This window comes from Kaistia hirudinis, assembly GCF_014196455.1.
Lineage (GTDB): Bacteria > Pseudomonadota > Alphaproteobacteria > Rhizobiales > Kaistiaceae > Kaistia > Kaistia hirudinis.
In genome coordinates this window covers 943,589-969,301 of the sequence record NZ_JACIDS010000003.1, presented here as the reverse complement: position 1 = coordinate 969,301, position 25,713 = coordinate 943,589, and the positions used below count along the sequence as shown (strand labels likewise).

Here is a 25,713-nt window from a genome sequence, read left to right as displayed (position 1 = left end):
CGAAAGCTGTGCGGCCAAATCAAGATTGTTATCGATCTGAAAGATCAGCCCGGATTGCCCGAGATTAGGGCTTGATCGCGCCGGCGCGAACCCCTAACCAATCCGCCCTCCTCCCCGCCCCTCCGGAGACATGGTCATGAGCGCCTGCGGCCTCGATTTCGGCACGTCCAACACGACGCTCGGCCTCGCCCGGCCGGCGCCGCACCTGGTGCCGCTGGAGGGCGAGGACGTGACCATTCCGAGCGCGATCTTCTATGCGCGCGACGCCGCGCCGATCGTCGGCCGCGCCGCGGTCGCCGCCTATGTCGATGGTCGCGACGGACGGTTGATGCGAAGCCTCAAATCCGTGCTCGGCAATCCGCTGATGGACGAGACGACGCAGGTCGGCCGCCAGCGCGTCGGCTTTCGTTCCGTGATCAGCCATTTCGTCCAGGTGATGAAGCGGCGCGCCGAGACCGTGAGCGGACGCGCGCTGACCTCGGTCGTCCATGGACGGCCGGTGCATTTCGTCGATGGCGACCCGGCGGGCGACCGCAAGGCGGAGGAGGCGCTGCGCGCTATCGCCCATGAGGCGGGCTTTGCCGAGATTTCGTTCCAGTTCGAACCGATCGCCGCAGCGCTCGATTATGAGCAGCAGGTGAGCCGCGAGGAGATCGCACTGATCGCCGATATCGGCGGCGGCACGTCCGATTTCTCGATCGTGCGCATCGGCCCGCAGCGGCGCGCCCGCGCCGACCGGGCCGCCGACATCCTTGCCAATGACGGCATCCGCGTCGGCGGCACCGATTTCGACCGGCACCTCAGCCTTGGCACGGTCATGCCCCTGCTCGGCTATCGCGGCGCCATGAAGCGCGCCAGCCTGCCGGTCCCTTCGGGCTATTATTTCGACCTCGCCACCTGGTCGACCATCAATCGCCTCTACGAGCCGGGCGTAATGCAGCAGCTGCATGAGGTCCGGCGCGAGGCGCAGCATCCCGAACTGATCGAGCGTCTCATCCACGTCGTCGAGGAGCGCGACGGCCACCGGCTCGCGATCAATGTCGAGGCCGCGAAGATCGGCCTCTCGGACGAACCCACCGTCCGGATCCTGCTCGAATGGATCGAAAAGGGCCTCGCCGCCGCCATCCGCCGCGACGAACTCGTCAGCCACACGCAGTCGCTCGCCGACCGCATCGGCGCCCGCATCGACGATTGCCTGCGCGATGCCGGCCTCACCGCCGACGCGATCGACGCGGTCTTCCTGACGGGCGGTTCGACCCGCCTCGCCCATGTGCGCGCCGCCATCCTCGCCAAGGCGAAGGAGGCGAAGGTCGTCGATGGCGACACCTTCGGCTCCGTCGGCATGGGCCTCACGATCGAGGCGGCGAACCGCTACGGCTCCCTCGCCGCCTGACGGCGGTCGGAGGAAAAGGTGAACCAGGCGATGCCGCCGATGACGAGCGCCGTGCCGAGCCACTCGACCGGCGTCAGCCATTCGTCGAGGATCAGCATGGCGAGCAGGATCGTGCCGACCGGCGAGAGCATGCCGATCGTCGCGTTGGACTGCGCGGGAATGCGCTGGAGCGCCGCGTTCAGGAACAGCGTCGGCAGCACGGTCGAGCCAATGCCGAGAAAGATGATGTGCGGATAGATGGCCGGCGGCACGGCAAGCGCGCTGATCGGATGCGTCACCAGGAACTGGCCGATGGCGACGATGCCGGCGGCGACCATGGCGATGCAGGTGAAGAGGCCCGAGCCGACCTGCTCGATCAGCCCCTTCGCGAACAGCTGATAGAGCGCGAAGGTCACGGCCGCGCAGAGGACCACGCTGACGCCGAAGACGATGCTCGTCGTCGAGGCGGCCGAGAACTCGTGAAAGATCAGCCCGAGACCGGCATAGGCGACGGCGAACGCGACCAGCGCCTTGGCGCGGATCGGTTGGCCGAAGAAGGCCGCGCCGAACAGCACCACCCAGAGCGGATAGGTGAACAGGATCATCCGCTCGAACTGGGCGGAGATCGTCTCGAGCCCGAGAAAATCGAGGTAGGACGAGATCCAGTAGCCGAGCAGGCCGACCAGGATGATCTTGCCGAGCATCGGCAGGCCGGGCAGCGGGCGGCCGTTGCGGCGACGATCCCGCACGGCGACGAGGCCGATCACGAGATAGATCGGGATCGCGACGAACATGCGCAGCGCCAGCGTGGTGGCTGCATCCAGACCCTGCGCATAGACCAGCTTGATGACGATCCCCTTGGACGCGAAAAGAAGCGCCCCGATCGCGGCGAAGGCATAGCCGATCAGGCGGCGCCGGCGGGCGGCATCGGATTCGGTCGAGGCTTCAGCCGGCTTGGCGGCTTGGCTCTCGGGCGGCGTCGTTGCGGGGGAGGCGTTCATACGCGCGATCTCGTCGTGGTGTTCAGAACGACGAGTGGCGCGTTTCCGCGTCGGCCCGTCATCCATGCGGCGGGCCGGGGGTCAGGTGTCAGAAACCGTCCCGGTCGCGCATGGCGCCAAGAATAAGAAGCCAGGAGGGGATGGCTGCACGGATCATGACAGCGCCTCTTCTAGCATCGTAAGGGAGGCTTGTCATGTCTGCGGATGCGCCTTCTGCGCCCGCGGATGTGCCTTTTCGAACACGGCGAGCAGCCGATCGGTGTCGACGGCCGTATAGATCTGCGTCGTCGACAGGCTGGCATGGCCGAGCAGTTCCTGGATGGCGCGGAGATCGCCGCCATTGGCGAGGAGATGCGTCGCGAAGGAGTGACGCAGCGCATGCGGCGTGGCGCTGTCGGGAAGGCCGAGCGCCCCGCGGAGGCGCGCCAGCGCGAGCTGGATCAGGCGTGCCTTGAGCGGCCCGCCGCGGACACCGCGAAAGAGCGGGCTGTCGGGCGCCAGCACGAAGGGGCAGAGCCGCAGATAGTCTGCGACCGCCTCGCCCACCACCGGAAGAACCGGGACGAGCCGGGTCTTGCCGCCCTTGCCGGTGACGCGGAGCACGCCGCCCTCGACAGACGGCGCCTCGGCCCGGCGCAGCGACAGCGCCTCCGATATGCGCAGCCCGGAACCGTAGAGCAATGCGAGCACGGCGGCATTGCGCGCCGCGACCCAGGGCGCCTCGTCGAGCTGTTCGTCCTCGTCGACCACGCGCAGCGCATCCGGAGCCGAGAGCGGGCGCGGCAAGGTCTTGGGTTGGCGCGGCGTCCGCATCGCGCGGAACGCGGCGCCATTGGCCAGCCCCTCGCGTTCGAGGAAGGCGATGAAGGACCGGATGCCGGCGAGGCCGCGCGCCAAGGTCCGCGCGCCGACGCCCTCCCCGCGCCGCGACGCCATGAAGGCGCGGATATCCGCCATGCGCAGCGCCGAGAGATCGGCGACCTTGGGCGGATTGCCGATATGGGGCGTCAGGAAGGCGAGGAACTGATCGAGATCGCGCCGATAGGCCTCCAGCGTCTTCGGCGAAAGCCGCCGCTCGGCGCCCAGATGCTCTTCCCACGCCTCGATGCGAGCGAGCGTATCAGGGGCGGCGATGACGAGGACGGGGGCGGTCATGCCGATCAGTAAGAGCCCGCAAGGTTAGTGAGGGCTTAACGCGATCGGCGCCGCGAAATGCCCGACCGTGGGAAACGGTTCGTAGAACCGATGCAGCAGCGCTTTCCAGCGCTGGTAGCGCTCCGAACTGCGAAAACCGGGATCATGATCCTCGAGCGAGCGCCACTGGACGAGCAGGAGATAGAGCCCCGACGACTCGCATGAGGGCCGCACTTCGATGCCGAGGAAGCCGGGGCTTGCGGCGATCAGCGGCGCGGCCTCGCGCATGGCCGCCTCGAAGGCGGCTTCCTGGCCCGCCTTCACATTGAGCAGGGCATGTTCAACGATCATGCGGATGCTCCCACCGGCCCTACAGCAACTGGCCCAGCGAATTGCCCCATTGCAGGGCGAGGGCGGGCCAGAGGCTGCCGGTGAAATGGCGCAACAGGCCGGCGATGCAGCCGAAGATCAGGACCGCGAACAGCACCATTGGATCGAAGGGCATCGGCACGGTGGTGGTGAAGAAGGCGGGGATACGGAACAGCACGCCGATCACCGCCGTCACGGGAATGGCGATCGCCGGATCGTAGAACTCGCTGAGCCGCGTCAGCACCACGCCGCGTAAGAGCACCTCGTTCATGAACACGCCGAGCGCGAGCCAGAGATAGATTTCCCATGGCAGCTCGGCCAGCAGACCGCCGGGCGTGCGCGCCAGGCTGACCCGGATCAGGTTCCAGGCGACGACGATCGCAAAGGCGGCCAGCGCCACGCCGAGCGTCTTCATCGACGGCCGGACGAGCCCAAGCCAGCGGCGCGGATGCGAAATCCGCTGCCAGCGGAGCCACAGGATGATGGCGATGGCCCAGAGCAGGATGGGCGTGAACTGGCGCAGCGACGGGTCGATCCCCTCCATGCTGCGCATCGCGTAGACCGTCATCGTCCAGATGACGAGCAGCGTCGCCAGGAACAGGGCGAGCGGCGCCATCAGCAAGCGACGCTGCTCGGCGTTTGCAGAGCGCGGGGCGGGTTTCTTCGGCTGGACCATGCGCGGCACGCTAGCCCATTCGAGGGCCCGGCCACAATCCATGCCAAGCGGGCCGGGTGCCGCTGTAGCCAAATCGGGACGGCGGAGGCATAGTCGCGCCCATGTCCGACGCCACGCTCAACGCCGCGCCTTCTCGCCCCGTCCGGAAGGGCGACCACGTCTTCCTGATCGACGGGTCGTCCTACATATTCCGCGCCTATCACGCCCTGCCGCCCCTGTCGCGCAAGTCCGACGGGCTGCCAGTCGGCGCGGTCGCCGGCTTCTGCAACATGCTCTGGAAGCTGCTGCGCGAGGCGAACGAGGTCGGCGTCAAGCCGACCCATCTCGCCGTGGTGCTCGACCACTCGGCGACGACGTTCCGCAACACGATCTACGACCTCTACAAGGCGCAGAGGCCCGAGCCGCCGGAGGACCTGCGGCCGCAGTTCAAGCTGATCCGCGATGCCGTCCATGCCTTCAACGTCGCCTGCATCGAGCAGGAAGGCTTCGAGGCGGACGATCTCATCGCGACCTATTCGCGCCAGGCGGTCGAGGCCGGCGCCGACGTGACCATCGTCGCCTCGGACAAGGACCTGATGCAGCTGATCCGGCCGGGCGTCATCATGCTCGACACGATGAAGGGCAAGATCATCGGCCGCGACGAGGTGATCGAGAAATTCGGCGTGCCGCCCGAGAAGGTCGTCGACGTGCAGTCGCTGGCCGGCGATTCCGTCGATAACGTGCCCGGCGTCCCGGGCATCGGCGTCAAGACGGCGGCGCAGTTGATCGAGGAATATGGCGACCTCGAAACACTGCTGGCCCGCGCCGGCGAGATCAAGCAGCCCAAGCGTCGCGAGGCGCTGCAGACCTTTGCCGACCAGGCCCGCATCTCCTATCGCCTCGTCACGCTCGACCAGAATGTGCCGCTGGATACGGCGATCGATGCGCTCTGCGTGCGCCCGACGGAAGGCGAGCGGCTGATCCGCTTCCTGAAGGCGATGGAATTCACCACGCTGACCGGCCGCGTCGCGAGCGCGACGGGCGTCGAATCCGCATCGGTCGAGCCCGATCCCAGCATCGCCTCGGCACGCGCGCTCGGCGAGACGGCACCCGCGCCGGCCGCGATGGCCGACACCGCCGCTCCCGCAACGGGCGCCGTTGCCGCGCTGCCCGAGTTGCACCCGTCCGCGCTCGCCGCGGCCCGGCTCGGCGCCGCCCGCGCGCCAGTCGACCGCTCGACCTATGAGACCGTTCTCTCGATCGACCGGCTCCGCGACTGGGCCGCTCGCGCGACCGCCGCCGGGATCGTCGCGGTCGACACCGAAACGACGTCGCTCGATCCGATGCAGGCCGATCTCGTCGGCGTCTCGCTGGCGCTGGCCCCCGGCGAGGCCTGCTACATCCCGCTCGCCCATCGCGGCGAGGGCGACGGGCTGTTCACGGAAGGCCTGCTGGCCGGCCAGATACCGATCCGCGACGCGCTCGCCGTGCTCAAGCCGATGCTGGAGGACCGCGGCGTCCTCAAGATCGCGCAGAACCTCAAATATGACTGGCTCGTGCTGGCGCGGTACGGCATCGAGATCGCGCCCTATGACGACACGATGCTGATCTCCTATGTGCTCGACGCCGGCCGCGGCGCCCATGGCATGGATCCGCTGTCGGAGAAATGGCTCGGCCATACGCCGATCACCTTCGACGAGGTGACCGGCAAGGGGAAGGCGCGCATCACCTTCGACCGCGTGCCGCTCGACCGGGCGACGGCCTATGCGGCCGAGGACGCCGACGTGACGCTCCGCCTCTGGCACGCGCTGAAGCCGCGCCTCGTCGCCGAGGGCATGGCGACGGCTTACGAAACGCTCGAACGGCCGATGGTTCCCGTGCTCGCGCAGATGGAACGCGCGGGCATCTCGATCGACCGCTCGATTCTCTCGCGCCTGTCGGGCGACTTCGCGCAATCGGCCGCGGCGCTCGAGGCCGAGATCCAGGAACTCGCGGGACAGCCCTTCAATGTCGGGTCACCCAAGCAGCTCGGCGATATCCTCTTCGGCGTGATGGGGCTTCCGGGCGGCACCAAGACCGCGACGGGCGCCTGGGCCACCGGGGCCAGCATTCTCGAGGACCTCGCCGAGCAGGGTTACGAACTGCCGCAGAAGATCCTGGACTGGCGCCAGCTCACCAAGCTCCGCTCCACCTATACCGACGCGCTGCCCTCCTATCTCAATCCGGAGACGAAACGCGTCCACACCTCCTACGCGCTCGCCGCGACGACGACGGGGCGGCTCTCCTCGTCCGAACCCAATCTCCAGAACATTCCGGTGCGCACCGAGGCCGGGCGGCAGATCCGCCGCGCCTTCGTCGCCGAAGCCGGCAAGAAGCTCGTCTCGGCCGACTATTCGCAAATCGAGCTGCGCCTCCTCGCGGAGATCGCCGACATTCCGGCGCTGCGGAAGGCATTCCGCGACGGCCTCGACATTCATGCGCTGACGGCGTCCGAAATGTTCGGCGTGCCAGTCGAGGGCATGCCCTCGGAAATCCGCCGCCGCGCCAAGGCGATCAATTTCGGCATCATCTACGGCATCTCGGCCTTCGGCCTCGCCAACCAGCTCAGCATCGGGCGCGAGGAGGCCGGCGCCTATATCAAGCGCTATTTCGAGCGCTTCCCGGGCATCCGCGACTATATGGAAGAGACCAAGCGGATCTGCCGCGAGCACGGCTATGTGACGACGCTGTTCGGCCGCCGCTGCCACTATCCCGACATCGCGGCGAAGAACCCGTCGATCCGCGCCTTCAACGAGCGTGCGGCGATCAATGCGCGGCTGCAGGGCAGCGCCGCCGACATCATCCGGCGCGCCATGGTCCGCGTCGCGCCGGCGCTGCAGGCCTCCGGCCTCAGCGGCCGCATGCTGCTTCAGGTCCATGACGAGCTGATCTTCGAGGTGCCCGAGGACGAGGTCGCCGCGACGCTGCCGCTGGTCGCGGGAATCATGGAGCGCGCGCCGGAGCCGGCCGCCCGGCTGAACGTTCCGCTCAAGGTCGACGCGCGCGCCGCCGACAATTGGGACGAGGCGCACTGAACAGCTCACTTCGGCAGCTGCCTAATGCTCGGAGCCGGAGGGCTGGCAGTCCTTCGCGGGCGAACCATCATCGGCGCGAGGCGTCGTAGCCTTGCCCATCGACGATGCGCGCCCGCATACAATTTACGCGCGAGCCGCCGAAAGCTCTTGGAACAGTTCCGAGGCTGTGGGATAACCGCTCACAGGGTCTAGGGACGATCGAATCCGGAAGTATGAGTATTTCTACGGACCACGGCGGCTACGAGATCGTCTATGACGAGGCACGGGATGTCTGGCGTGCGGACCAGCTTTCCCTGGAAGCAAGCGTCCTCTCCTCCCTCCGAAGGATGATCGACGAACTCGAGATCGAATCACGCCAGATGGAAACTCCGGCGTTCCTCCTCGATCACTCGGGTTTCTCCATCGTTCCGGTCACGGTCGTCATGGCCGATCGCGACGGCAAGAGCGCCTGGGTGATCAATCGCGTAGAAGACCCCAAACAGGTCAAGCGCGAGAAGGTCAGCCTGCATCGGCTCGTCGCCGATACGCCGGAGAACCGGCTGCTGCTCCTGTCCTGGCGCGATGCCTCGCGCGCGGTCTACGAAGAAGGCCAGCGCGTCGCACGCATGCGGGACGACATTCCCCGCATGGACGGATCGACCGCGCCCGAGGATTGAGCGGTCGGGTGCGGGCAAGCCGCGGCCGAATTCTGCAATCATTTCCATGATTTCGGCACAGCGAGGAATCCCGCTGTGCCCGCAGCGGACCATCGCTTTGGCACGAACAGGCGCCGGGATGCCCTGGTCGTTGAAGGCGGCTCTTCAGGCGCTGAGGCCGAATTGCTGCCGGAGTTCGTGCAAATAGGTCATCCGCCGGTCAGTCGGCGGCGCGAATTCCGGGAACATGAGATCGTAAATGCCATGGATCCGCTGGATCTCGTGCAGCTGCGTCTCGCCGCGCGTTCGCGCCGTCACACCTTGGCCGCGCCGGTGAACGTTCAGCGCCCGGCTATGGTAGGCGATCCTGCCATGCCGGCGGCAGGCACGAAGATAGAGCAGCCAGTCTCCGGCGATCGCGAACTCGGAGACATCGGGATCGTGGTCATCGAGGACCGCTTCGAGACAATCCCGCCGCCAGATCACACTCGACACGTTGAGAATGATATTGCGCTCGGACAGGAAGCGGGACGCAAACTCTGCACCGTCGAGCACCATCGACGTCGTGAAGGCCGTATCGTCCACGGTCGCGTAATAGAACTTGTAGCTCGCGCTCAGCCGCCGACCGTCTTCGTCGATGGCGCTGGAATCGCTGAAGGCGAACTGCACGTCGGTCTCGACGAACCTTTCGGCGAGCGTCGCGACGAGATCGGGCTGAGCGAGATCGTCGGCCTCGGCGATCCAGACGAGGTCGCCGCTCGCCATTTCGACTCCGCGCCGCCATTGGCGAAACACATTGCCGGAGTTGGAGTCGTTCGTGACGAGCCGGATATGCCGCTGCGACTCGTCGGCCGTGCTCCGGGCCACTGCCACGCTGTGATCGTTCGAGGCGTCGTCGAGGACGATGGTCTCGAAGATCGGGTAGCTTTGGTCGAATACCGACCGCAGCCGGTCGGCGAGATAGCGCTCATAATTGTAGTTCGGCACGACGACCGAGACCTTGAGCAGATCCGGATCGAGCCGTTGCAGCAACCAGAACGTGTAATCCCGAAACGAGAAGGTCCGCGCGATGCTCTCCGCCCTCTGCGCGGCCCGCGCGATTCGCTCCTCGTCAGGACGAGCGAACTCGTCGCAGATCGCGTCCGCCATCGCCGCGTCGTCGCCAAGCGGCACCAGGGTGCCGGATTCTTCCGAATCGAACAGGTCGACGAACCCGCCCGCCCCGTCGAAGGCGACGACCGGAAGTCCGACGGCCAGTGCCTCCAGCACGACAGAAGGAAACGGATCTTCGCGCGAGGTCAGTGCAAAGACGTCCGAAGCGCCGAGCAGGCGACCCATATCGTCGCGCTGGCCGATGAAATGGAGGTTGGGCAGATCGAGACGCGCGCCGAGTTCCTGCTTGGTTGGACCCTCGACGAGCCCGGCCCAGACGAAGTGGACGTCGGGATCTCCGACGAAGCGGCGGGCGACATCGGCGAAGATGTCGACACCCTTGCGCATGTCGGCGAAGCCGGCATTGAAGACGATCTTCACGTGCTCGCCGATGCCGAGCTCGCGGCGCAGGTCCGCTCGATCGGATGGCGAGGTCTTGAGTTTCTTGTAGAGGCCCTGCGGGCGAACCAAGGCGCTGAAGGAGACGCCCACGAGGGAAGCGAAGGCATCGCGGACGATGGACGAGGGAAAGATCAGTTCGTCCGACGCCACGGCGATGTCCACCGCCTGCGAAATGAGCCCGTAGCGCGCGATGAGCTGCGGCAACTCGTGCACCAACGTGACGATCCGGAAGGACCGATCCCGCAGCGGCTTGATGGCCATGCCCGAAGCGACGCTGTTGACGATCGCGGATGAGAAGCCGCGGCGCGAGAAATCGTTGACGAGATCCGCCACCGTATCCGCACGCGCGGCCGTGGTCGGCGCGATGTCGCGATAGCGCTCGATCAGCGGCCCGTCGCCGCACAGCAGGAACTCGATCTCGCAGCCGAACTCGCGCTTGAGCATCTTGCCGATATTGAGCAGCAGTTCCTGCGCCCCATGGGGATGCGCATCATGCCCGACGAGCAGGATGCGGCGCTTGGCAGCCGCCGACTTCACCCCGGCGATGCGACGCGCGGTCTCGTTCAGATAGGCGCCGCCGTAGTGGATGTCCGGCTCGAGATAGGTTCCTTCGGCCCACTCATTCCAGGCATTGATGAAGACAAAAGGCTGGCCGAACGCCGGATTGCGCTGTGCGTACTGGATCGTCTTCTCGAGCCAATAGCCATAAAGCGCAGGCGTCGAGCCGGTCGTGCTCATGCCCCTGCCCTGGCGACGCGCCTCGTTGTCCCAGGACGGGAAGATCGTCTTGATGAGCGGATAGGGCGGCGGCTTGAAGCTCAGCGAGGAGGAGATGAAATCGCGATAGCGGAAGATCTGCCCCGTCATCGAACGATCGTAGATGCGCGTCTCGTCGTTCACCGGCAACACGCGCTGATGCAGCTTGTGCGGCGGGAATTCGAGCGCTCCGTCGAAGCCGAATTCGGCTGGATCCTCACTGCCGAAAGCCTGCACCATCAGCAGGATCGGGGAGAGGCCGTGTTTCTCCTCGAAGAGCACGCGCCAATGGCGAACCACCTCGGCCGCATTCGGGATGACATTCGGACGGTAGACGATGACGACCGGGCGGCCGTCGACAGAGATGTAGCGTGGGTCCCGCATATGGCGCGCGAGGTCGTCCACCAGCAGTTCGGCGGCGTCGTGCGCATAGGATTGCTCCATGAGCACTTCCGACTCGGCGCCATCCCAGCGACGCGTCCAGTTCTCGTTCGCCCACATGATGCAGAAGGGCATGTCGAGGCTGGGGTCGGCGAGGAAGCGTTCAAGCGGCCGCTCGAGCAGGCGCTTGCCGTCGAAATTATAGTAGTAGAAGCAGAACCCCTCGAGGCCGCCCGCCTTGGCCATGTCGATCTGGCGCCGCATGGTGTGGTCGTCGGTGAGATCGTAGAAGCCGAGATCGCGCGGGATACGGGGCTGATAGTGGCCCTCGAAGCGCGGGATCGCCCGGGCCACGTTGGTCCATTCGGTGAAGCCTTTGCCCCACCAGCTGTCATTCTCAGGAAAAGCGTGGAACTGCGGCAGATAAAACGCGATCACCCTGGCGAGCTTGGCGTGATCGCCAACGATCGCGGGTGCGACCTCTTCGAAATCGGCGGACGGCGCGACATAGCGTCGAACGGAATCGGCTATACCGCGATCCTTGGCGACGGCATCGCCGCCTGATGTCTCGTCGCCCCACCAGGGCGCATCAGCAAGATAGACTTCGTCGAGTTCCTGAACGAGCGGCGCATTCTGGAGGAGCTGGACCAGATCCTTCCGCCAGGCGAGGGAGCGTCGGAAGCGCGCGTTCATGCGGCGGGTGACCCAAGTCTGCCGCGCCGCGCCTCGAAGGACCTCGATATCGAACTTCAATTCGAGAAGGGCCAAGGACGGCCATCGCTCGAAGCTCAGGAACTGCCGCACACCTACCCCCACACTGGACGCATGCGTCGCGTCCATAACCGGCCGATGTTCCCCGGCCACGCTCTACGCTCGCCAGGCGCCAATTGGCGAGGATACCGAAAGGGAAGTCCGCAAATCTCGCAAGAGATCTGTCGATCCCGATAGCTGCACCATGGCCCGCTCACCGCCATGGCAGCGCAAGGCGCCGAGCCTATACATCATTGGCGGGCCGGCGGAAACGCTGATGGCAGCGGATGGTCGCCCAGGTCCGTCGAGATATGCGGCTCCCCGCGTCGCGGGGAGCCGACGGTCCGATCAGTTCAACGATCTGATCAGTTCTTGGGGGCAGGTGCCGCCTCGAGCTTCACGGTGGTGACGCCGGCGGCGATGTTGAAGCCCGCCTCGCCTTCGACCGAGAGCGGCTGCAGGGCGAACGACTTCTCCGAACCGCCGACGAGGACATTGGCTCCGAGACCGCCGACAAAGGCGACATCCGCGCCCGCACCGCCATATTCGCCGGCGAGAGCAGCCGGGCCGGGAACCGTATCGGTGGCCGAAATCACGCCCCAGAGGAGCACGCCCTTCTGGATCTCGCCGATCGCCACGCCGTATTCGGCGATCTGGCCGGTGTAATAATCAACCGTCGCACTGTCGATCGAGGTGAACTTGCAGTTCATCTTCTGCTTTTCGACGACGAACATGCCGACGCCTGACGAAACGTCGCACTCGAGCTTTCCGACGGCTGCCTTCTCGGCAAAGGCCGGCGAGGCCAGCGGCAGGGCCGCCGCGAGGGCGAGAAGACCGATGCGCCAATTCTTCATGTGATGCTCCCGTTTGGTTCCGAATCGCGCGGCTGCGCTTGCACCTGCTTACCACAGGGCACGGCCTGCCTTCGATTACTGTTCATGCCTATGACGCCCGAGGAACCAGACGCGCTGAAGTGTCGCGAACAGGAAAGCCGTGGTCAGCCCGAACAACATGATGCCGTTCAGCGCCTCGATGGCGCCCAGCAGCTGCCAGTGTCCGAGCAGGACGATCGTGTCGTGGCCATAGCTCGTCAGCGCGTTGAGCGAATAGAGCATCGCCGGCGCCACGGAGGGGACGGCACCCAGGACGACGAAGGCGAGCCCCCATATCGACGCCTCGATGCCATGCAGGAGGGTCGCGAGGAACGCCACCGAACCCATGACGAGCACGAAACGCATCAGCGACGGGCGCCCGATGCCGGTCCGCTCGAGGACGGAAGTCACGCCCCGGTCGATGAGACCGAGGCACAGGACGTGGAAGACCACAGTCGTTACGACGAGAGGCACGCCCCAGAGCCAGCTGTTTTCCCAGCCGGTCTCCAGGGCCTGGATCGAACTCTCAAGCAAGATGGGAATCGAGGAACCAGAGCGCCTTGTCGAGCGTGCGCGAATAGGCCGTGAAGATGTCGGCGGTATCCGCGTCGCCCGCCTCGTCGGCCGCATCGATCGCGGCACGCGCCGACTTGGCAGTGGCGGCGTAGCGATCGCGCAAGGCCTTGAGATGATCTTCGATCGCATGGATATCAGTCGGATAGGGCTTCAGCGTCGTCTTGGACGCCACGTCCTGCGTCGTCCCAAGGGCAACACCACCCAGCTGGGCCGCACGCTCGGCGATCGTATCGACATGCTCGTCGAGGTCATCACGGAAGCCGTCCAGCATCTCGTGCACGGCGATGAACTGGATGCCCTTGAGATTCCAGTGGGCCTGCTTGGTGATGAGCGCGAGATCGATGCCGTCGGCGAGGCGCGCATTGATGAGCTCGATCATCGCCGACTTGACGTTGGACGCCAGCTCGATGCTGGAAGAAGAGGACTTGGCCAATCTCTTGGTCTCCTGATGCGTGACACTCCGCAGCCTCTCGTGGCGGGAGACGGCAAGAGCGAGCGCCATCCTTACCACTCAAGGCTGCCGGCGAAAATAACGGCCAAGGGCGCTCGACGTTCCGCAGACAAATGGACGCTCGGGACAATTCACTGGATCAAGGCGGTGGACGGATCGCCCTGCCTCGGGCAGATTCCGGCGCGCCGCATCAGCCCTGACCCGAAGGAGCCGTTCGTTGATCCAAGTCGCCACTCCGCCCGATCCCTGGCAGCGCACCGTCACGCAGAACGGCTTCGCGGCCGACGAGGTGATCTCGGCGCTGCAGAAATCGCTGCGCCGCGGCCTGGTCGACAATGCGCTGCTGCTCGGCTGGGAGATGTTCATCACCAGCCCCGAACTCGAGGAGAAGCTCTGGGCGCGCCTCTGCGTGATCTCGGTCGAGGATGTCGGCTTCGGCAATCCCAACGCCCCGGTCATCGTCGAGACGCTCTATCAGATGCACAAGCGCTATCCCCGGCCGGAGGGCGACCGCTTCCTCTTCGCCGCGCACGCCATCCGCCTGATCGCGACCGGCGAGAAGGAGCGGACGAGCGACGACATGGTCAACTGGGCGAAGCGGGGCACGGAGCTCGGCGAGCTGAAGCCCGAGATCATCGACGTGGCGCTCGATATGCATACGCGGCGGGGCCAGGAAATGGGCCGCGACTATGCCTTCTTCATGAGCGAGGCGTCGAAGGTCGAGCCGGCGAGCGACAAGGCCGATCCGAAATATCGCGCCTGGATCCTGGCAGCGCTGGCCGATGGCCGGCTCACCTGACTTCGCCCGCACGAGGACGTGATGGCAGCCGCGTCGACAGGAAGAAGGCGCATCGCTAGAAGCGGAGCCGGTTTCACCGGAGCGCCTGCCGTGGTTTCATCGCGCCGTCTCATTCCCGCCATCGCCGCCTTCGTCATCGGCCTCGCCGCGATCCTCGGCGCCTGGGGCTTCCAGCTGATCGGCGGCTATGTGCCCTGCAAGCTTTGCCTCGAGCAGCGCGTGCCCTATTACACCGGGCTTCCGATCCTGGCGCTCGGGATCATCCTGCTCGCCTCGGGCCGCAAGGCGGCACTGTCCCGGGTGGTCCTGATCCTCGCCGGCGCCATCTTCATCGTCGGGGCCGGGCTCGGCGTCTATCACGCCGGCGTCGAATGGGGCTTCTGGCTCGGCCCGGCGGACTGCGGCGGCGGCACAGCCACGACCGGCAACGCCGCCGACCTCATGAGCCAGATCTCCAGCATCAAGGTCGTCAGCTGCACGGAAGCATCCTGGCGGCTGCTCGGCCTCTCCTTCGCGGGTTGGAACGTCGTCGCTTCCGCGATCGTCGCCGCACTCTCCCTGACGGCGGCGTTCCGCCGCTGAGGCGTCAGCCGTTCGCCGTGGAGAGCGCGAAGAGCACGATGCCGCTTGTCGTCGCGACATTGAGCGAATCGATGCCGGCCGCCATCGGGATGGTGACGGTGCGCGTCCGCTCCAGCACCGAAGCGGGAAGGCCCGCGCCTTCCGCTCCGAGCAGGGCGGCGACGCGCGGCACGTTGCGGATGCCCGCGAGCGGCTCGGCGCCGGCGGGGCTGAGCGACAGCACCTCGTAGCCATGCCTGGCGAGCAGCGCGACGGCGTCCGCGCCGGCGGGAAGGCGCGCGAAGGGCATGGTGATCGTGGTGCCGACCGATACCCGGATCGCCTTGCGATAGAACGGATCGCAGCAATCGGAATCGAGCAGGATCCCGGCTGCGCCGAAGGCGGCAGCGTTGCGGAAGATGCCGCCCATATTGTCGTGATTGGCGATCGCCGACAGCGCGAGAATGATGCGCGGGCCTTCAGGCGCCAGCAGTTCCTCCGGCGTAATGGACGGGCCGCATTCGCCTGCCGCCAGGATGCCCCGGTGCAGCGGAAAGCCGGCGATGGCGTCGAGCACGGCGCGATGCGCGAGATAGACCGGCACCGTCTCGTCCAGCGTCTCCAGCAGCGGCGCCAGCGACGCGCGCCGCCGCGCGTCGATCAGGATCGAGCGCGGGCGGTGGCGGGCCGAGCGCAGCAGCGTGCCGAGCACGACCTCGCCCTCGGCGATGAAGATGCCTTCGCGGCCGATCAGGTCGCGCTCGCGTATGTCGCGGAAGACGGCGATGCGCGGATCGGCCGGATCGTCGATATCGATAAAATCGGGCAATCAGGGGTCGAGCTCGGTATCCCAGTAGAGATAATCGAGCCAGCTTTCATGGAGGTAATTGGGCGGGAAGGCGCGGCCATTATTGTGCAGGTCCGCGACGGAGGGCTGGAAGGGCATCTGATGCGGCCACATGCCGATGTCGCGCGGATGGGCGCTGCCCTTCCTCAGATTGCAGGGCGAGCACGCGGCGACGACATTCTCCCAGGTCGTCTGGCCGCCACGCGAACGCGGAATGACGTGATCGAAGGTCAATTCCTCGCGCGAACCGCAATATTGGCAGACGAAACGGTCGCGCAGAAAAACGTTGAACCGAGTGAAAGCCGGGTTGCGCGTCGGCTTCACATAGCTCTTCAGCGAGACGACCGAGGGCAGCCGCATCTGGAAGGATGGGCTGCGAATCGCGACCTCATATTCGGAGACGATGTTCACCCGATCCAGGAAGACCGCCTTGATGGTGTCCTGCCAGGACCAGAGCGAGAGGGGGTAATAGCTCAGAGGCCGGTAATCGGCATTGAGCACAAGGGCCGGGTGGGCGCCAGGCGGCACGGCTATCGTCAAGGCTGGCTTCCTCTCCTTGAGGCGCAGAAGCTCGCGATGCGTCGATTAATCTATAGGCTGTGTGTCATCCTTGTGAAGCGGGGGGCCGTGCGGCGCGGCGTCAGGCCGCGCCGGTTGCGAAGGCGCGTTGCAGAAAACGCGCACCCGCGGTGAGCCCTTCGGGATCGATCGCATGCGAGAGGGCCGGCCGCTCGAGCGTCGCGACGCCGAAGCCGGCGGCGCGCAGCGTCGCGGCCGTCTCGTGCATGGCCGCGATGGGGATTACCTCGTCGAGCGCGCCATGGACCAGGAGCACCGGCGGGCGGCTCACCACCTCGGCGGCGAGGCGATCGGGCCCGGCGATTCGCCCGGAATAGCCGATCAGCGCGGCCATCGGCCGCTTGCGGCGCGGGCCGACCTGCAGCGCCATCATCGTGCCCTGGCTGAAGCCGATCAGCGCGAGATCGGCATCGGTGAGACCATGGCGAGCGAGCTCCGCGTCGAGGAAGGCATCGAGCAGCGGCGCCGCCGCCTCGGCGCCAAGCCGATATTCATGCGGATCGCGCACCGCGAGGCGGAACCATTGATAGCGCGCCGGGTCCCAGTCGCAGGGATCGGGCGCGTTCGGTGCCACGAAGGCGGCATCGGGGAAGAGCGGCGCCAGCGCGCGGCCGAGTTCGATGAGATCATGGCCGTCGGCGCCGACGCCGTGCAGCAGGACCACGAGTTGCCGTGCGGGCTGCCCCGAGAGCGGCGCCAGCCGCGGACCGTCGAGCATGAGCGAAATCTCCCGGATCAATCCTCGATTCGCGGCTATGCTAGAGTCGTTCCGCGCTTCATGGAATCGCTGAACGGCTCTATCTCTTTGTTTGGTCGCGTTTTCTTCACGCGAACCGGGAGCCGCTTCACTCGAAAACGCTCCAGTTCGCCCAACATCGCTCCGCCATCCTGCCGCCCGGATGACCCGCACCTTCCGCTTCGCCCCCAGTCCGAACGGCTTCCTGCATCTCGGCCACGCCTTTTCGGCGTTGCTGAATGCCGATCTTGCCGATGCGGCCGGCGGTCGTTTCCTGCTGCGGATGGAGGATATCGACACGGCCCGCTGCCGGCCGGAGTTCGAGACCGCCATTGATGACGATCTCGCCTGGCTCGGGCTTTCCTGGGAGCAGCCCGTCCGCCGCCAGTCGGAGCATTTCGGCGATTATCGCGCGGCGCTCGGCCGCCTCGAAGCGATGGGTCTCGTCTATCCCGCCTTCCTGACACGGGCCGAGATCCGCGCCCGCACGGCCGATCCGGCCTGGCCGCGCGATCCCGACGGCGCGCCCCTTTATCCGGACGACGATCGGCAATTGCCCGCGAACGAGGCCGCGGACCGGATCGCCGCCGGCGCCCCCTATGCGCTGCGCCTCAGGATGGACGCGGCGATCCGCATCGCCGGCCCCCTCGCCTTCCTCGAGACAGGCTCTGGTCCGGCGGGAGAGACCGGACGCCTCGGCGCCGATCCAGCGCGCTGGGGCGATGTGATCATCGCGCGCAAGGAAGTGCCGACCAGCTACCACCTTTCGGTCGTGGTCGACGACGCGCTGCAGGGCATCACCGATGTCGTACGCGGACAGGACCTCTTCCATGCGACATCGGTTCATCGCCTGTTGCAGGTCCTGCTCGGCCTGCCCGAGCCGACCTACCGGCACCATCCCCTCATTCGCGATGCCGCGGGCCGCAAGCTCTCGAAATCGGACGGCGACAGCGGCCTTCGCGAGCTTCGCGCCGCCGGCGTCACGCCGGCAGAAATCCGGCGGCGGATCGGTCTCGAGAACCCTTTGCCTCACCCGACGCCGAGCACATAGAGCCAGACGGTGATCGTGAAGAGACTCAGCATGGTCGACAGCGACACGGCGCTGGCGGCGGCGGCGACGCCCGCCTTGTAATGGCCGGCGAGCAGATAGGCGTTCACGCCGCAGGGCATGGCGGCGAAGACGACCGCGACGCCGGCCCAGACCGGCGGCATCGGCAGGACCAGCGTCAGGCCGAGCACGATGAGCGGATGGACGACGAGCTTCAGCGCACTGATCACCAGCGAGGGCCCGAGATCGCCGGCGAAGCCGTAGCGGCGCAGCGCCAGCCCCATCGAGACGAGGGCGCAGGGCACCGACGAGGTTGCGACCATGTCGATCACCTGGCCGGAAACGCCGCTTGGATGGATGCCGAGCAATTGGCCGATGCCGCCGGCATAGATGCCGATCAGGATCGGGTTGCGGGCGAGCGCCTTGGCGAGGCGCAGCATGGTCGCCCGCGACACGCCATGCTCGAGCCCTTCGGCGAGGATCGTCGCCGCCGTCGTCATGATCGGCAGGTGGATCGCGATCAGCAGGAAGAGCGGCACGGCGCCCTGCTCCCCGAACGCCTTCAGGATGATCGGCACGCCGACAAAGACGGTGTTGGCCTGGCCGCTCGCAAAGCCCTGCATCGCCGCTTCCAGATGGCTGCGACCGAAGAGGCGCCGTGCTGCGAGGAAGCCGAGGCCGAGAACGATGAAGGCGCCGGTGAAATAGGCGATCCAATAGCCCCAGGGCTGGCCGTCCTCGGGCAGTTTGGCGGCGGAGAGCGTCTTGTAGATCAGCACCGGGACGGCGATCGTGAAGACATATTCGGAAAGCCCGTCCGCAGCCCGGTCGCCGAGGCGCTTGGTCCAGCCGGCGAGATAGCCGACGCCGATGAGGGCGAAGATCGGCAGGACGATGAAGGCGATGTCCTGCAGCCGATAGATCATGAACGCACGCCCATCTCGTGAGGAAGAGCGTGCCGGGCGGAACGCGTCGTCGGGAACGCTGGCGGGAAGGCGCGAACAATAGGGTCGATCGGACCGCTTGAACAGGGCCGCCGGCCGCATCGGGCGCGCATCGCGGCCTCAAGGCTTGGCCCTTCCGACAGGCACCGCAACACCCCGGCTTAGCGCTGGAATCGCTCCGCCAACTGTCGTATAGGACCGATCGACGGACCCCCACCGGTACCGTCGCAAGCGGGTGTGGTGGAACTGGTAGACGCGCCGGACTCAAAATCCGGTTCCGAGAGGAGTGTCGGTTCGATTCCGACCACCCGCACCACCTTCTTCCGAAGGTTGGCTTTCGGCCCGGGAACGCGGCCGCCCTCTCCCGAGGCTCCGAGACCAAGCACCACGACACTTTGATTCGCACCACGACACCTGGATTCCGGGTCGCCGTCCTCGGTTGGTTCATGGCGTGCAGCGAGATCGGCAAGCATCGCCGCGGGCGATGGCTTCCCCCGGGCCATGGGGGCATTTGGAGAGCGTAGCGACCACCGACACCGCCGGTGGCTTCTCTCCGGAACCAGCCGGAGGGGCTTACCGAAGCGCGATATAGGTGGCGGGGTCGAGCGCGGTGGCGCGAACGGATGACCGCCGCTCCGAAGCCTGGTCCAGCAGGTCGCGCAATTTTTCGCAGGCCGAGCGGATCAGATCGTTGGTCCGCTCCGGCCGCGGCAATATCTGGATTTCGGCGGAGACCGACGCCTGATCGCTCAAGCCTTGAACCGGGACGATCGCAAGATGACAGAGCGAGACGTCGACGTTGAACTCCTTGCAGAGCATGTTTCGGACCGGTGTCAGGGCCGCGCCGAGTTGCTCGGACCGTTCTGCCCAGACGGCTTCGTCCACATAGATCTTCAGATTGGGCACGGGTTCATCCTCTCCTGAGGGAAGCTAAGGGGTCTGGCGGGCGATGGCCGGGGCATCGCGCCCCCTCGCCGGCATGCATCGACAACTCATGAAGTCGGGGTCAGCAGGAAATCGAATGGCGACCGCCACAGGGTCGAGCCCTGCGGCAGCTTCTCGAAAGGCGCGACGAGCGACTTCTTGACCCCGAACACCGTGTCGGATTCGAGATAGGGGTCATCGCCGACGAATGTGTGCGTGACGAGCTTCTGAAACCCGGGTGCTGTCACGAGATAGTGCATATGGGCTGGCCGATAGGGGTGGCGGCCGAGATGGCCCAGCATCTGGCCGACGGGGCCATCATAGGGAATCGGATAGGACACGGGCTTGATACCGACGAAGTCGTAGCGGCCGTCCGGCCCCGTCACGAACACGCCACGATTGTTCCACTTGGGCTGGATCTCCGGCTGCTGGACGTCATAGAACCCTTCGGCGTTGTCGGACCAGACATCCAGACGCGCACCCTCGATCGGCGTGCCGTGCAGATCGATCACCGTGCCTTCGAAGCGGCAGCTCTCGCCCTTGCCGTCGAGACAGATGGTATCGCCCATCTGACGAACCGGCGCGCCGCGGACATAGAACGGGCCCAGCACCGTGTTCTCGGTCGCGCCCATCGGACGGCGATTGTTGATCGCATCGACCAGCATGGAAAGGCCGAGCGTGTCGCTGAGCAGGATGAACTCCTGCCGCTCGTCGCTGCATTTCTGCCCGGCCCTGGTCAGGAATTCGATGCCGTATTCCCACTCTTCCTGGGTCAGATGCACTGCCTTGGCGAAGGCGTGGAGATGGCTGACCAGGCTGGCCATGACCGCGGCGAGGCGCGGGGTCACGTCCTTGCCCATGCGGGAATTGACGGCTTCGACGGAGCCTTCTTCAGTGAAATATCGGGACATGTGCAATCCTCTTGGTTGGCTGCATTCCTTGGTCGCGCATCATCCGGCGGGCCTTGCCGCCTCTTGCTCGACGACGACCGGCTGGTGGCTGGGGGGACGATGGCGCAGGGGCAGAAGTTCGATTCCGGTCCGATCCGAAATGGCGCCCCAGATTCCGCCCCGGGCGAACAGCATGATGCCGATGCCGATCAGCCCCAGAAGGATCAGGTAGACGGTGCCATAGTCGGCAAGGAGCCGTTGCAGCAGATAGAAGATGGCGACGCCGACGATCGGGCCGGGCAGCGTGCCGATCCCGCCGATCACGACGATGAAGATCACGAACGCCGTCCAGTCGATGACCGAGAAGGCGGCATCCGGCGTCACGCGCGTGATCTGGATGAAGATCAGCGCGCCGCAGAGGCCGGTTCCGAAGGCGGTGAGCAGGAATACGATCGCCTTGATCCGCCGCGGATCGACCCCGACCGAGCGGGCGGCGTTCGCATTGTCGCGCAGCGCCTGCAGGCCGAGCCCCATGCGCGAGCGCAGGAAATAAAAGCTGGCCGCCAGCGTCAGGATCGCCAGGCCGAGCGCCAGCCAGTAGACCACCGTATCGGCCGCCGCCGCGCTGCTGACGCCGAGCACGCTCTTCACCAGCGGCACGCCGATCATGTCGCGGGTTGTGCCCTTGGGCAGTGAAGTCCCCGTTCCGCCGCCGAGCGCCTTCCACTGTCCGGCGGCCAGCCGCACCATGTCGGCCACGACCCAGGTGCCGATGGCGAAATAGGCGCCTTGCAGGCGGAAGGCGAAAAACGCCATCGGAATGGCGAACAGCACCGCGACGAGACCGCCGATGAGCGCACCGACCAGAGGATCGAGGCCCCAGAGGATGATGGCCGCGAACATGGCATAGGCACCGATGCCGACAAACGCCTGCTGGCCGACCGAAACCAGACCGGCGAAGCCGGCGAGCAGGTTCCAGTTCATCGCCAGGACGAGCAGCGTCAGGATCGAGAAGAGGTCCTGCACCACCGCGCGCGGCGCGATGAGCGGCATGGCGAACATCAGCGCCGCCAGGGCCACGGCGCCGGCGATGGAAGCGGGCCGGCCGAATGCGGAAGAAGTTCTGGTCGTCATGGTCGCCTCAATCGGTTGCCCGGGGGAAAAAGCCGCGCGGCTTCAGAAGAAGCACGATCACGAAGGCGATATGACCGGAGAGGATCTGCCATTCCGGATTGACCGCAGCCCCGAAAGCCTGCGCCACGCCGATCACCAGGCCTCCGGCCAGCGTCCCCCAGAGACTGCCGAGGCCGCCGATGATCACGGCCTCGAACGCATAGAGGAGACGGGCCGGACCGATGGAGGGATCGAAATTGGCGCGGGCGCCCAGATAGAAGGCCGCGAGCGTCGCCACGACCATGGCGATGCCGGTTGCCATCGCGAAGATCCGGCGGGGCCGGATTCCCATGAGCTGCGCGGTTACCACATCGTCCGACGTGGCGCGGAAGGCACGGCCGAGGCTGGTGCGATAGAAGAGCTGATTGAGCAGGAAGATGACGGCCACCGCCGAGGCGAGCGTCATCATCGGGATCACGCCGACCGTAACCGATCCGAGGTGGAGCGACTGGGTCTCGATCGGCCCGAGCGACAGCTTCTGGCTGTTTGCCGTGAAGCCTTCCAGAAGGGCGTTCTGGATCACCACCGACAGGCCGAAGGTGACGAGCAGCGGCGGGAGGATGTCGTCCCCCAGCACGCGGTTGAACACCTGCATCTGGAGCAGCCATCCGACCACGAACATGACCGGCGCGGCGATCAGGAGCGCGACGACCGGCGTCACTCCCAGCACCGCGGCGACGCCCAGGATCAGATAGGCCGCGAGGATGATGAGATCGCCATGGGCGAGATTGACGAGCCGCATGACGCCGAAGACGAGGCTGAGGCCCGCGGCGAAGAGAGCATAGAGCCCGCCGAGAAGGACGCCTTGCAGGAGCGTGTCGAGCCAGATCATGCGCTCACCCCGAAATAGGCGTCATGGATGGCTGCGCGGGATAGGTCGGCCGGCGAGCCTTCGAGCGTCACGCGGCCCTCCATCATGCAGTAGACGCGATCGGCGATTTGCAGCGCCTGGCCAACATCCTGCTCGACGACGACGATCGACGTTCCGGAGGCCTTGATCTTCGGCACGGCGGCATAGATGTCGCGGATGACCACCGGCGCGAGCCCGAGCGAGATCTCGTCGCAGAGCAGGACCCGCGGGTTCGACATCAGGGCACGCCCGATGGCGACCATCTGCTGCTGGCCGCCGGACAGGGCCGTGCCGGGACTGTTGCGTCGCTCCCGCAGGATCGGGAAGAGCCCATAGACGGCATCGAGCGTCCAGTCTCCGGCGGCCTTGCGCGCATAGGCGCCGATGAGCAGGTTCTCCTCGACCGAGAGCGAGGGAAAAAGCTTCCGGCCCTCCGGCACCATGGCGACGCCCGCCATGACGATCTCTGGCGCCGAGAGGGCGGTGATCGGCCTGCCATCCAGCTGGATCGTGCCGGATGAAGCGGAGACGATGCCGGCGATCGTCCGCATCAAGGTGGTCTTGCCGGCGCCGTTGGCTCCGATGATCGCGATCGTCTCGCCGACCCCGAGGCGCATATCGACGCCGAACAGCGCCTGGAAGTCGCCGTAATGCGCCGTCAGGCGGGCAATCTCGATGATGGGAGCGGCCCTGGTCATGCTGCGACGCCCAGATAGATCTCGCCGACTTCCGGCGAGGCCATCACCTCGTCCGGGGCACCGATCACCAGGACCCGCCCGAAGTTCAGCACCATCAGCCGCTCGACCACCGAGGTCAGCGCATGCAGGACATGCTCGATCCAGATGATCGCCGTCCCCTCGGCGTGGATCTGGCGGATCGTGGCGACGAGTTCGCCGCATTCGCCTTCGGTGAGCCCGCCGGCGATTTCGTCGAGCAGGATCACGCGCGGTTCCGTCGCCATGGCGCGGGCGAGTTCCAGTCGCTTGCGCTGGAGAAGCGACAAAGAGCCGGCGATGCGCTCGGCCTGAGCCGCCAGGCCGGTTCGCCGCAGAATGTCCATGCAGTGCCGCGGCGCGGCGTCGGCGGACAGCGCCCCGCCGAACCGGGCCGCCACGAGCAGATTCTCGTAGACCGAGAGATGGCCGAAAGGCTGGGGGATCTGGAAGGATCGCCCGATTCCCGCCAGGCAGCGCTGCATCGGGGGGGCGGCCGTCACGTCGCGGCCATCGAGCACGATGCGGCCGGAGTCGGGACGGAGGTTGCCGGCGATCAGGTTGAACAGCGACGACTTGCCGGCGCCGTTCGGCCCGATGACGCCCAGCGCCTCGCCGGCCCGAAGATCAAAGCTCACCCGCTCGGCGACGGTGAGGGCACCGAAGGATTTCGATACGTTGTGAAGGGAGAGGATCGGCATGGGGTCCAGTTCCGGCAAGGTCGTGAAGGCCGCCGCCGGCGCGGGCAAGGCGCCGGCGGCGGCGCGTTCAGCTCAGCGTTTCCAGAGTCCCGCTCAGCGGGATCTCGGGCGCGTTGCCGTTCTCGACGATGACGAGATCGAAGCTGCCGTCGGCCTGGCGCCGCCACTGGCCGCCGACCAGCGGCGTCTTGGCGACGTTCTTGCGGGCGAAGGGGGGAACGTTGTCCTTGCCCCAGCGGATATTGCCCACGACGGTGTCGAGCGACGTCGCCTGGATCGCCGTGACGAGCGCATCGCTGTCGGTCGGATCGGAGGCTCGCTGGATCACGTCCGACGCGACTTCGAACAGCGCATGGGTGAAGCCGACAGGCTGCGTCCATTGCCGGCCGGCCGCCTTGGAGAAGCCGGCCGCGAGCTCGGCGCAGCTTTCGCCGGTCAGCGATGATTTGTACGGGAAGGCGGGGGACCAGTAGATCTCGCAGGTCAGGTTGTGGCCGAGTTCGCCGAGCGCCTGCACGCTCTCGGGGAACAGCAGCGCCTTGGCGATCGAGACCAGCTTCGGCCGGTAACCCTGCTGCTGCGCCTGCGTCCAGAAGGTGGTGAAGTCCGGCGGGATCGGGATGCCCGTCAGGATCTCGCACTCGCCCTTCTTGAACGCGCCGATCTGCGCGCTGAAATCGTCGGTCAGGTTCTGATAGCGGCCGGGGTCGGTCAGGCGGTAGCCGGCAGCGGCCAGCACCGGCGGCAGGCCAACTTCGCTGGCCCAGGAATTGCCGTCGCCGTCATTGGGCCACAGCGCGCCGACGCTCTTGTTCGTCTGCGCGCGGTTCCACATGTTCATGAAGACGGAGACGTTGTCTTCGAGCCCCCAGAAGAAGTGATAGACATATTCGAAGGGCTGCCAGCTGTCCGGATCGGCCGGGTTGCCCTGCTGGCCGATGAACCAGGGCTGCCACGGCGCCACGGACGAGATGACGGGAATCTCCTCCGACTCCGCCACCGTGCAGACGGGATTGGTGGTTTCCGGCGTCGACGCGACCAGGATCAGGTTGACACGATCGCGCGAGATGAGCTCGCGCGCCACCTCGGCGGCGCGGTTGGGGTTGGACTGGCTGTCCTTGACGATCACCTCGACATCCAGCCCGTTCGCCTTCGCCGCCTTGAGAAATCCGGCGACCATATAGGCGTCGGCCTGCGAGAAGGCGCTGAGCGGTCCCGATTGCGGGCTGACATAGCCGATCTTGATCGCCGCACCCTTCGCAAGGGCCGGCATCGCCGGCAGTGCGAAGGCGCCGGCCGCCAAGGCCGCGCCACTCTTCAAGAGCTTCCGTCTGGTGAACATCGTTTCCTCCCTGATGCTCTGCGTCG

At 66.3% G+C, this 25,713-nt stretch carries 25 protein-coding genes and 1 tRNA gene; 7 read left to right on the top strand and 19 right to left on the bottom strand.

The window, feature by feature from the left end; genetic code table 11:
* Window positions 1-136 precede the first annotated feature (136 nt).
* Window positions 137-1,393, top strand: coding sequence for an Hsp70 family protein (locus GGR25_RS14500; RefSeq protein ID WP_183399484.1), 1,257 nt, complete (start codon window positions 137-139; stop codon window positions 1,391-1,393).
* Here the strand turns inward: GGR25_RS14500 and GGR25_RS14495 are convergent.
* The 4 genes from GGR25_RS14495 to GGR25_RS14480 form a co-directional block, all read right to left on the bottom strand.
* The gene (locus tag GGR25_RS14495) at window positions 1,372-2,373 is read right to left on the bottom strand and encodes a DMT family transporter (protein ID WP_183399483.1); all 1,002 of its coding nucleotides are present in this window, start codon (window positions 2,371-2,373) and stop codon (window positions 1,372-1,374) included. The genes GGR25_RS14500 and GGR25_RS14495 overlap by 22 nt on opposite strands.
* A 192-nt stretch (window positions 2,374-2,565) precedes the next feature.
* A complete protein-coding gene (locus GGR25_RS14490; protein WP_183399482.1) occupies window positions 2,566-3,528 on the bottom strand; it encodes a tyrosine recombinase XerC in 963 nt (320 codons plus the stop codon).
* A gap of 24 nt (window positions 3,529-3,552) precedes the next feature.
* On the bottom strand, window positions 3,553-3,858 hold the full coding sequence (locus tag GGR25_RS14485; protein ID WP_183399481.1) for an antibiotic biosynthesis monooxygenase family protein: 306 nt from the start codon (window positions 3,856-3,858) through the stop codon (window positions 3,553-3,555).
* A 19-nt stretch (window positions 3,859-3,877) separates the two neighbouring features.
* On the bottom strand, window positions 3,878-4,492 hold the full coding sequence (locus tag GGR25_RS14480) for a CPBP family glutamic-type intramembrane protease (protein ID WP_246409792.1): 615 nt from the start codon (window positions 4,490-4,492) through the stop codon (window positions 3,878-3,880).
* Window positions 4,493-4,653: 161 nt separating this feature from the next.
* Between GGR25_RS14480 and polA the strand changes: the two genes are divergently transcribed.
* Both polA and GGR25_RS14470 read left to right on the top strand, forming a co-directional pair.
* The gene (gene polA / locus GGR25_RS14475) at window positions 4,654-7,605 is read left to right on the top strand and encodes a DNA polymerase I (RefSeq protein WP_183399479.1); all 2,952 of its coding nucleotides are present in this window, start codon (window positions 4,654-4,656) and stop codon (window positions 7,603-7,605) included.
* A gap of 212 nt (window positions 7,606-7,817) precedes the next feature.
* The gene (locus GGR25_RS14470) at window positions 7,818-8,261 is read left to right on the top strand and encodes a hypothetical protein (protein ID WP_183399478.1); all 444 of its coding nucleotides are present in this window, start codon (window positions 7,818-7,820) and stop codon (window positions 8,259-8,261) included.
* A gap of 144 nt (window positions 8,262-8,405) precedes the next feature.
* Here the strand turns inward: GGR25_RS14470 and GGR25_RS14465 are convergent, their stop codons facing one another.
* The 4 genes from GGR25_RS14465 to dps all read right to left on the bottom strand — a co-directional run bounded on the left by GGR25_RS14465 (window position 8,406) and on the right by dps (window position 13,562).
* On the bottom strand, window positions 8,406-11,699 hold the full coding sequence (locus tag GGR25_RS14465; RefSeq protein ID WP_183399477.1) for a glycoside hydrolase family 99-like domain-containing protein: 3,294 nt from the start codon (window positions 11,697-11,699) through the stop codon (window positions 8,406-8,408).
* 347 nt (window positions 11,700-12,046) lie between these two features.
* Window positions 12,047-12,535 carry a DUF992 domain-containing protein gene (locus tag GGR25_RS14460; RefSeq protein WP_183399476.1) on the bottom strand — a complete coding sequence of 163 codons (489 nt, stop codon included), beginning with the start codon at window positions 12,533-12,535 and terminating at the stop codon, window positions 12,047-12,049.
* A 75-nt stretch (window positions 12,536-12,610) separates the two neighbouring features.
* Entirely contained in the window at window positions 12,611-13,087 is a 477-nt protein-coding gene (locus GGR25_RS14455; RefSeq protein ID WP_210299933.1) for a hypothetical protein, read from the bottom strand.
* Entirely contained in the window at window positions 13,080-13,562 is a 483-nt protein-coding gene (gene dps, locus GGR25_RS14450) for a DNA starvation/stationary phase protection protein Dps (RefSeq protein ID WP_380146850.1), read from the bottom strand. Before dps ends, GGR25_RS14455 begins: the two co-directional genes overlap by 8 nt.
* A 235-nt stretch (window positions 13,563-13,797) precedes the next feature.
* Between dps and GGR25_RS14445 the strand changes: the two genes are divergently transcribed.
* Together GGR25_RS14445 and GGR25_RS14440 are read left to right on the top strand one after the other, a co-directional pair.
* The gene (locus GGR25_RS14445; protein WP_210299932.1) at window positions 13,798-14,379 is read left to right on the top strand and encodes an AAA family ATPase; all 582 of its coding nucleotides are present in this window, start codon (window positions 13,798-13,800) and stop codon (window positions 14,377-14,379) included.
* Between the two features lie 90 nt (window positions 14,380-14,469).
* Window positions 14,470-14,961: a disulfide bond formation protein B gene (locus tag GGR25_RS14440; protein ID WP_343068064.1), complete on the top strand. Its 492-nt coding sequence runs from the start codon at window positions 14,470-14,472 to the stop codon at window positions 14,959-14,961.
* 4 nt (window positions 14,962-14,965) lie between these two features.
* Here GGR25_RS14440 and GGR25_RS14435 read toward each other — a convergent pair whose 3' ends face one another.
* The 3 genes from GGR25_RS14435 to GGR25_RS14425 form a co-directional block, all read right to left on the bottom strand.
* Window positions 14,966-15,769: a TrmH family RNA methyltransferase gene (locus GGR25_RS14435; RefSeq protein WP_183399473.1), complete on the bottom strand. Its 804-nt coding sequence runs from the start codon at window positions 15,767-15,769 to the stop codon at window positions 14,966-14,968.
* Window positions 15,770-16,327, bottom strand: coding sequence for an HNH endonuclease (locus GGR25_RS14430; protein ID WP_183399472.1), 558 nt, complete (start codon window positions 16,325-16,327; stop codon window positions 15,770-15,772).
* Between the two features lie 100 nt (window positions 16,328-16,427).
* A complete protein-coding gene (locus GGR25_RS14425; RefSeq protein WP_183399471.1) occupies window positions 16,428-17,084 on the bottom strand; it encodes an alpha/beta hydrolase in 657 nt (218 codons plus the stop codon).
* Between the two features lie 181 nt (window positions 17,085-17,265).
* Between GGR25_RS14425 and gluQRS the strand changes: the two genes are divergently transcribed.
* Window positions 17,266-18,153, top strand: coding sequence for a tRNA glutamyl-Q(34) synthetase GluQRS (gluQRS, locus tag GGR25_RS14420; RefSeq protein WP_183399470.1), 888 nt, complete (start codon window positions 17,266-17,268; stop codon window positions 18,151-18,153).
* Here gluQRS and GGR25_RS14415 read toward each other — a convergent pair.
* Complete coding sequence (locus GGR25_RS14415; protein ID WP_183399469.1) at window positions 18,132-19,076, bottom strand: AEC family transporter; 945 nt, start codon at window positions 19,074-19,076, stop codon at window positions 18,132-18,134. The two genes, gluQRS and GGR25_RS14415, sit on opposite strands and share 22 nt — an antisense overlap.
* 249 nt (window positions 19,077-19,325) lie before the next feature.
* On the opposite strand from GGR25_RS14415, the gene GGR25_RS14410 reads away from it, so the two are divergent.
* Window positions 19,326-19,410, top strand: a tRNA-Leu gene (locus GGR25_RS14410).
* Window positions 19,411-19,667: 257 nt separating this feature from the next.
* On the opposite strand, the gene GGR25_RS14405 is transcribed toward GGR25_RS14410, so the two are convergent.
* From GGR25_RS14405 to GGR25_RS14375, 7 genes are all read right to left on the bottom strand, one after another.
* Window positions 19,668-20,000, bottom strand: a complete 333-nt coding sequence (locus GGR25_RS14405; protein WP_183399468.1) for a hypothetical protein — start codon at window positions 19,998-20,000, stop codon at window positions 19,668-19,670.
* Window positions 20,001-20,086: 86 nt separating this feature from the next.
* Window positions 20,087-20,929, bottom strand: a complete 843-nt coding sequence (locus GGR25_RS14400; protein WP_183399467.1) for a dioxygenase family protein — start codon at window positions 20,927-20,929, stop codon at window positions 20,087-20,089.
* 39 nt (window positions 20,930-20,968) lie between these two features.
* On the bottom strand, window positions 20,969-22,042 hold the full coding sequence (locus GGR25_RS14395; protein ID WP_183399466.1) for a branched-chain amino acid ABC transporter permease: 1,074 nt from the start codon (window positions 22,040-22,042) through the stop codon (window positions 20,969-20,971).
* Window positions 22,043-22,049: 7 nt separating this feature from the next.
* Window positions 22,050-22,913 carry a branched-chain amino acid ABC transporter permease gene (locus GGR25_RS14390; protein WP_183399465.1) on the bottom strand — a complete coding sequence of 288 codons (864 nt, stop codon included), beginning with the start codon at window positions 22,911-22,913 and terminating at the stop codon, window positions 22,050-22,052.
* A complete protein-coding gene (locus GGR25_RS14385; protein WP_183399464.1) occupies window positions 22,910-23,629 on the bottom strand; it encodes an ABC transporter ATP-binding protein in 720 nt (239 codons plus the stop codon). The genes GGR25_RS14390 and GGR25_RS14385 overlap by 4 nt, the downstream gene beginning before the upstream one ends.
* Window positions 23,626-24,345, bottom strand: coding sequence for an ABC transporter ATP-binding protein (locus GGR25_RS14380; RefSeq protein ID WP_183399463.1), 720 nt, complete (start codon window positions 24,343-24,345; stop codon window positions 23,626-23,628). Before GGR25_RS14380 ends, GGR25_RS14385 begins: the two co-directional genes overlap by 4 nt.
* A gap of 67 nt (window positions 24,346-24,412) precedes the next feature.
* Window positions 24,413-25,687, bottom strand: a complete 1,275-nt coding sequence (locus GGR25_RS14375; RefSeq protein ID WP_183399462.1) for an ABC transporter substrate-binding protein — start codon at window positions 25,685-25,687, stop codon at window positions 24,413-24,415.
* Between the last annotated feature and the right edge of the window lie 26 nt (window positions 25,688-25,713).